This window comes from Roseovarius sp. A-2 (genome assembly GCF_002072155.1).
GTDB lineage: Bacteria > Pseudomonadota > Alphaproteobacteria > Rhodobacterales > Rhodobacteraceae > Roseovarius.
The window spans coordinates 22,403-28,517 of sequence record NZ_BDIY01000029.1; the positions used below are offsets into that span (position 1 = coordinate 22,403).

Consider the following 6,115-nt stretch of genomic DNA (forward strand, 5'->3'; position numbering starts at 1 on the left):
CGACCCGGCTCTGCGAGGGGCCACCGCCGAGAGGGTGCGCCGCCATGCGCGGCCGCAGGGAACTGGGTGAAAGTCCCGGACTGCCCCCGCAACTGTAAGCGGAGAGTGCCGAGGATCTTCCCACTCGCAACCCTGCCGGGAAGGGCCGAGGCGCGGTGAAACGCAAGTCAGGAGACCTGCCTTTCGGCACCTCAACCGCCCCGCAAAGGGGCACATCGCTGCCGGTGGGGCAGCATAACGAGAAAGGACATACCAATGCATATTGAACCAGGCGTCGTCGACGGCGCCAAGATGGTCTTCGCGGTTGCCACGGCGGCGGGCGCGGCGGGCTATACCGCAAAGGAGGTCGTCCAGGACGTCAAGGCGGGCGGCGCTCTGTCGCTGCTGCCGCGCACCGTTCTGGCGGCCGTCGGCACCTTTGTCTTCTTCGAGCTGCTGCCGCATTTCGCGGTTGGCATCTCGGAGGTGCACTTCATCCTCGGCTCGACGCTGTTCCTGTTGCTGGGCACCGCGCCTGCGGCCATGGGGCTGGCGCTCGGCCTGCTGATCCAGGGGATGTTCTTTGTGCCGACCGACCTGCCGATGTATTTCGTCAACGTCACCACGCTGCTGGTGCCGCTGTTCGCAGCCTCGGCGCTGGCTCGCCGCGTCGTCGCACCGGGCACCGCCTATGTCGATCTGCGCTATGCGGACGTGCTGAAACTCTCGGCGGTCTACCAGGGCGGCGTTGTCGCCTGGGTGGCGTTCTGGGCCTTTTACGGTCAGGGCGTTTCGGCCACCACGCTGGCTTCGGTCGGCACCTTCGGCGCGGCCTACATGTTGGTGATCCTGATCGAGCCGCTGGCCGATCTGGCAGCACTCGCGGCAGCCAAGTCCGCCCGTGACAGCGGCATTGCCCGCCTGTTCACCCCGCGTCTCTACGCGGCCTGAAGCCATTGCCGCCGGAGCCCCGTTTGTCGGGGCTCCGGCTTTTTCATGCAGGAATGACACGGATGGACGATCTCTGGCTCATCGGCATCGGCACCGGAAGCCCGGTGCATGTCACGCTCGAAGGAATGCAGGCGCTGCGCGATGCAGCGTTGATCCTCGTGCCCCACAAGGGCGACGGAAAGGACGCGCTTGCCGCGTTGCGATACGGGATTATCGAGGCCTCGGGGGCGCAGGCCGAAATCCGAAGCTTTGATTACCCGGTGCGCGACCCCGCCCTGCCTTACGGTCGAGGGGTCATCGAATGGCATGACGAGATTGCGCGGCGCTGGGTCGCCGCGATGCAGAGCGCTCCGCCGGGGTCGGTGGCGCTGCTGGTCTGGGGAGATCCCTCGCTTTACGACAGCACGCTGCGGATCGCCGAGCGGATGGAGCCGCGTCCCCGTCTGAGGGTTGTCCCCGGGATCACCGCGATACAGGCGCTGACGGCAGCCCATGCGATCCCCCTCAACACGGTGAACGGGCCGGTCAAGATCACCACCGGGCGGCAGCTGCGCGACCATGGCTGGCCTGATGGCGAGGAAACGGTGGTGGTGATGCTGGATGCAGAATGCAGCTTTCAGGGCCTTGATCCCGAAGGGCTGCAGATCTGGTGGGGCGCCTATCTTAGCTCCGAGACGCAGGCGCTCGAGGCCGGATCGTTGGCCGAGGTCGGGGGCCGTATCGTGGAACGCCGTGCCCAGCTGCGCGCCCGGCACGGCTGGATCATGGACACATACCTGCTGCGGCGGGTATAGCGCCCGGGGGGCGTGTCGCTATTGCGACACGCTCGGTAGCCAAGTGGCCAGTTGCGGGATCAGGAACACCAGCATCAGTGCCGTCACCTGGATTATCACATAGGGGATCACCCCCTTGTAGATGTCGCGGATGGTGATCTCGGGCGGGGCCACGCCCTTGATGTAGAACAGCGCGAACCCCACAGGCGGCGTCAGGAACGAGGTTTGCAGGCAGATCGCGAAGAGGATGGTGAACCACACCAGATCGAACCCCAGCTCCACCACCACCGGTGCGACCAGCGGCAGCACGATCAGCGTGATCTCGATCCAGTCGAGGAAGAAGCCCAGCAGGAAGATCCCGAAGAGGATCGCCAGGATGATCCCGTGCGGCCCCAGCGGAAGGCCCAGCAGCAGCTCCTCGATCACCTCGTCGCCGCCAAGCCCGCGCAGCACCACCGAGAACGCGGTCGCTCCGAGGAAGATCGCGAAGATGAAGGCGGTGGACCGGGTCGTCGCATAGAGCGAGGTTTTGAGCACCCGCAGCGTCAGCCGTCCTGAGAAGAGCGCGAGCAGCAGTGCCCCGAAGGCCCCGACGCCGGACGCCTCTGTCGGTGTCGCGATGCCGGTGAAGATCGAGCCAAGCACACCCAGGATCAGCAGCGCCGTCGGGATGATCGCGAGAACGGTGCTCCAGACCAGCTGCAGGGTGATCGGCTCGGGGTTCTCGGGCGTCGGCGCGATCGAGGGCTGAAACAGCGGCCGGATCAGCGCGTAGGCGATGTACATCGCCCCCAGCATCAGCCCCGGGATCAGCGCCCCCATGAACAGCGCCCCGACCGAGGCCTCGGGCGTCGCAAGCCGGTCGGCCATCATCACCAGCATGATCGAGGGCGGAATGAGGATGCCCAGCGTGCCGGTGGCGCAGGCAGTGCCTGCGGCAAAGCTGTTCGAATAGCGGTTCTCGACCATGCTTGGCAGCGACAGCATCCCCAGCAGCACCACCGAAGCGCCGATGATCCCGGTGGTTGCCGCCAGCAGCACGCCGATGATGATCACCGTCACCGCATAGCCGCCCCGCACCTTGCCGAACAGCTTGACCATGTTGTTCATCAGCCGCTCGGCGATGCCGGACTGGTCAAGCATGATGCCCATGAAGATGAACATCGGCAGCGCCACGAGCGCCTCGCTCTGGACGTTGCCCCAGATGCGTTCGGGCAGAAGGGCAAGCGACGAGGAATAGTCGAACCAGAGGTCGGCCCCGAAGGTCTCGACCGAGACGACGCCGATCACGGTCCAGATCACCGCGGTTCCGCCCAGCACCCAGGCCACCGGGTAGCCGGTCATCAGCAACACGCCGAAGGTGGCAAAGATGCCGAATACATAGAGTTCTTCGAGCAGCATCAGCGGTCAGACCTCTTGCGGGCGGGCACCGGTCGCGGCCAGCCGAACAGCGCGGCCGTGACGCGGAGCAGTCGCGACAGCGCCGCGATGATCAGCAGGGAGAGAGACACCGACAGCACCGATTTGACCAGCCAGCGATGCGCCAGCCCGCCAGGCGCCACGCTGCGTTCACCGTTGCGATAGGCATCGAGAGCAAAGGGCACCGCCTCGCGCAGCGCGATCACGAGGAACGGAAGCAGCAGAAGCAGCAGACCGAAGAACTCGATCCAGCATTGGGTGCGCATCCGCATCCGCTCGTGCAGCACGTCGACACGGACATGTTCGTCCACCGCCAGTGTGTAGCTGAGGCCGAGCAGCCAGGCGCTGCCCACGAGATGCCACTGCATCTCGTCCATCGCGATGGAGGTGGTGCCAAAGAGATAGCGGCTTGTCACCGCCCAGATGATGATTGCGACGACGACAAGCCAAAGCCACGAGGCAGCCTTGCCGATATTGATGAGCGCGGCATCGAGCGCAAGGCTGGGCGAAGTCTGTGGCAAGTCTTCGTACAGCCGCGGCGGAGCTTTTCCTGCCGGCGTCTCTGCCTTGGTGGATTGCGACATGCGCAGTCTCCGGTGATCAGGATTAAGGTCGCAGGCGCGGGAAGGAAACGCGCCTGCGAGAGAGCTCTGCGTCAGTAGTGGGAGGGGCGCAGGGCCGGAGGTATTACTCGGAGGGCGCGCTCACGTAGGCGCGCTCTTCCCAGACCTGATAGGACTTCATGAAGCTCTGCTGGCTTTCGTAGACACGCTTGAAATCGGCGTTCTTCTCTGCCTCTTCGGCCAGAACCTCGTCGGTGACGGCCTTCAGCTGCGCCAGCACGTCGTCCGGGATCTGCTGCGTGGTGACACCCTCTTCCTGGAAGCCCTCCAGCACTGGGCCATTGAGGTATTCACCCTCGGCCAGCGCGCGGGTGACAGCGGCGGTGCAGACGGCCTCGACCAGCGCCTTCTGCGCCTCGGTGGTCTTTTCCCACTCGGCGTTGTTGATCAGAAGATATTGCGCGGTGAAGGTCTGGTGCCATCCCGGGAAGAGGTTGTATTTGGCAACCTGCCCGAATCCGAGCGCACGGTCGATGGCAGGCATCGAGAACTCGGTGGCGTCGATCGTGCCCTTCTCGAGCGCCTGAAACAGTTCACCCGAGGGCAGGACCGAAACCGAGGCCCCGAGCTTTTCAAGCACCTTGCCGCCCAGACCGGCAAAGCGGATCTTGAGGCCCTTATAATCCTCGATCGAGGTGATTTCCTTCTTGTACCAACCCGCCGTCTCCGGCCCGATCACGCCGCACAGTTGCGCGTGTACGCCAAAACCGGCGTTGGCATAAACTTCCTGCAGCATCTCGTGCCCGCCGCCATAGTAATACCACGCGGTGTAGGCCCAGGGTTTCATGCCGAACGGCACGGCGGCAAAGAGCGGGATTGCCGGAACCTTGCCCTGATCGTAACCGATCCAGGTATAGCCCACCGGGACCTTGCCGTCCGAGACCGCCTGAAGAATGTCGAAGGCCGGCATCAGCTCGCCGGGTTCGTAGACACGCACCTGCAGGCTGCCGTCCGACCCCTTGGTCAGCATGTCCGCGACCCAGGGGGACGGCGAGCCGAGGCCCGGCAGGTTCGAGCCGAAGCCGACAGGCATTTTCCAGCGCATGTCCTCGGCACCCGCGGTGCCCGCGGTAAGCGTCAGAACGGCCGTCAGCGCCGCCTTGAGAAACCTCATTTTCATTCTATTCTCCTCCTGTTGTCAGTCGCGTGGCCCCCTCGCAACGAGATGGCCAGTGCCCAGCGGCGCTCCTCCGCGCCTCTTTCACTTAAAATTGCATGTCGTGTTTCGTATACGACATGCAAAGTCTAATGCGATCTCCGAGCCTCCGTCAAGCGGACACCTCATGCTCACCTTGTCGGGACCGGCCCGTTCTCCTTGTCGCTGTAATCGTAGAAACCACGACCGCTCTTGCGCCCGTACCAGCCGGCCTCGACGTATTTGACCAGCAGCGGGCACGGGCGATATTTAGGATCCCCAAGCCCGTCGTAGAGCACGTTCATGATCGCAAGACAGGTATCGAGACCGATGAAATCTCCAAGTTCGAGCGGCCCCATTGGGTGGTTCGCGCCCAGCTTCATGGCAGCGTCAATCGACTTGACGCCTCCAACGCCCTCGTAAAGCGCATAGACCGCCTCGTTGATCATCGGTACAAGCACGCGGTTCACGATGAAGGCGGGATAATCCTCGGACACGGTTGCCGTCTTGCCAAGCCGCGCGACGACCCCTTCGAGCGCAGCAAAGGTCTGCTGGTCGGTGGCGATGCCACGAATCAACTCGACAAGCTTCATAACCGGCACGGGGTTCATGAAATGCAGTCCCATGAAGCGATCCGGGCGATCCGTCACCGACGCCAGCCGGGTGATCGACAGAGACGAGGTGTTGGTTGTCAGGATGGTCTCCGGCGCGAGGCGCGGCGTCAGGTCCCGCAGGATGCCGCGCTTGACGGATTCATCCTCGGTGGCGCATTCGATCACGAGTGACGCGGCCCCGACGGGATCCAGCGACGTTCCGACCCGGATGCGCCCAAGCGCGTCCGCGCGCGCCTCGGGCTCAAGCCCTTTGCGCTCGACGGCCCGCGACAATGTCCGGTCTATGCCCTGCATCGCGGCCGCCAACCGGTCCTCGGAAAGATCACTCAGGTGGACGTCGAAACCGGCCTGTGCGAAGACCTGGGCAATACCGGCCCCCATCTGGCCTGCGCCGATCACGCCGACACTCTGTATCTCGTTCATGTGGATCCCTACTTGGCAGTGTCCTTGATACTTCGGGGGACCGGAGCACCCGGCCCCCGTCTGTCCCGTAGCCCATCTCAAAACACCGGTGTTTCTCGGTAAGTGCCCCAGATGGTTTTGAGTTTTTCGACGATGTCGCCCATTGTAGCGCCTTCCTTGACGAGCTGGATGGTAACGGGCATGAGGTTTTTGGTCTCG

Annotated in this window: 6 protein-coding genes and 1 riboswitch; of the genes, 2 read left to right on the forward strand and 4 right to left on the reverse strand. The window is 64.0% G+C overall.

Features of this window, described 5'->3' with window-relative positions; genetic code table 11:
• The first annotated feature begins 15 nt into the window (after window positions 1–15).
• A riboswitch (cobalamin riboswitch) is annotated at window positions 16–199 on the forward strand.
• A 56-nt stretch (window positions 200–255) separates the two neighbouring features.
• Together BHD06_RS20510 and cobF are read left to right on the forward strand one after the other, a co-directional pair.
• A complete protein-coding gene (locus BHD06_RS20510) occupies window positions 256–930 on the forward strand; it encodes an energy-coupling factor ABC transporter permease (RefSeq protein ID WP_080458832.1) in 675 nt (224 codons plus the stop codon).
• 62 nt (window positions 931–992) lie between these two features.
• Entirely contained in the window at window positions 993–1,724 is a 732-nt protein-coding gene (gene cobF, locus BHD06_RS20515) for a precorrin-6A synthase (deacetylating) (protein ID WP_080458833.1), read from the forward strand.
• A gap of 18 nt (window positions 1,725–1,742) precedes the next feature.
• Here the strand turns inward: cobF and BHD06_RS20520 are convergent, their stop codons facing one another.
• The 4 genes from BHD06_RS20520 to BHD06_RS20535 form a co-directional block, all read right to left on the reverse strand.
• Window positions 1,743–3,104, reverse strand: coding sequence for a TRAP transporter large permease subunit (locus BHD06_RS20520; RefSeq protein WP_080458834.1), 1,362 nt, complete (start codon window positions 3,102–3,104; stop codon window positions 1,743–1,745).
• Window positions 3,104–3,706 (reverse strand): TRAP transporter small permease subunit, encoded by a 603-nt coding sequence (locus BHD06_RS20525; protein ID WP_080458835.1) that lies wholly within the window; start codon window positions 3,704–3,706, stop codon window positions 3,104–3,106. The genes BHD06_RS20520 and BHD06_RS20525 overlap by 1 nt, the downstream gene beginning before the upstream one ends.
• Window positions 3,707–3,809: 103 nt before the next feature.
• Entirely contained in the window at window positions 3,810–4,865 is a 1,056-nt protein-coding gene (locus BHD06_RS20530; RefSeq protein ID WP_217805701.1) for a TRAP transporter substrate-binding protein, read from the reverse strand.
• Between the two features lie 167 nt (window positions 4,866–5,032).
• Window positions 5,033–5,917 carry a 3-hydroxybutyryl-CoA dehydrogenase gene (locus tag BHD06_RS20535; RefSeq protein WP_080458836.1) on the reverse strand — a complete coding sequence of 295 codons (885 nt, stop codon included), beginning with the start codon at window positions 5,915–5,917 and terminating at the stop codon, window positions 5,033–5,035.
• Window positions 5,918–6,115 lie beyond the last annotated feature (198 nt).

Bases quoted from the DNA above. Each gene is read 5' to 3' on its own strand.
- BHD06_RS20510 (WP_080458832.1), top strand. From the start codon at position 256: ATGCATATTGAACCAGGCGTCGTCGACGGCGCCAAGATGGTCTTCGCG.
- BHD06_RS20530 (WP_217805701.1), bottom strand. From the start codon at position 4,865: ATGAAAATGAGGTTTCTCAAGGCGGCGCTGACGGCCGTTCTGACGCTT.
- cobF (WP_080458833.1), top strand. From the start codon at position 993: ATGGACGATCTCTGGCTCATCGGCATCGGCACCGGAAGCCCGGTGCAT.
- BHD06_RS20520 (WP_080458834.1), bottom strand. From the start codon at position 3,104: ATGCTGCTCGAAGAACTCTATGTATTCGGCATCTTTGCCACCTTCGGC.
- BHD06_RS20535 (WP_080458836.1), bottom strand. From the start codon at position 5,917: ATGAACGAGATACAGAGTGTCGGCGTGATCGGCGCAGGCCAGATGGGG.
- BHD06_RS20525 (WP_080458835.1), bottom strand. From the start codon at position 3,706: ATGTCGCAATCCACCAAGGCAGAGACGCCGGCAGGAAAAGCTCCGCCG.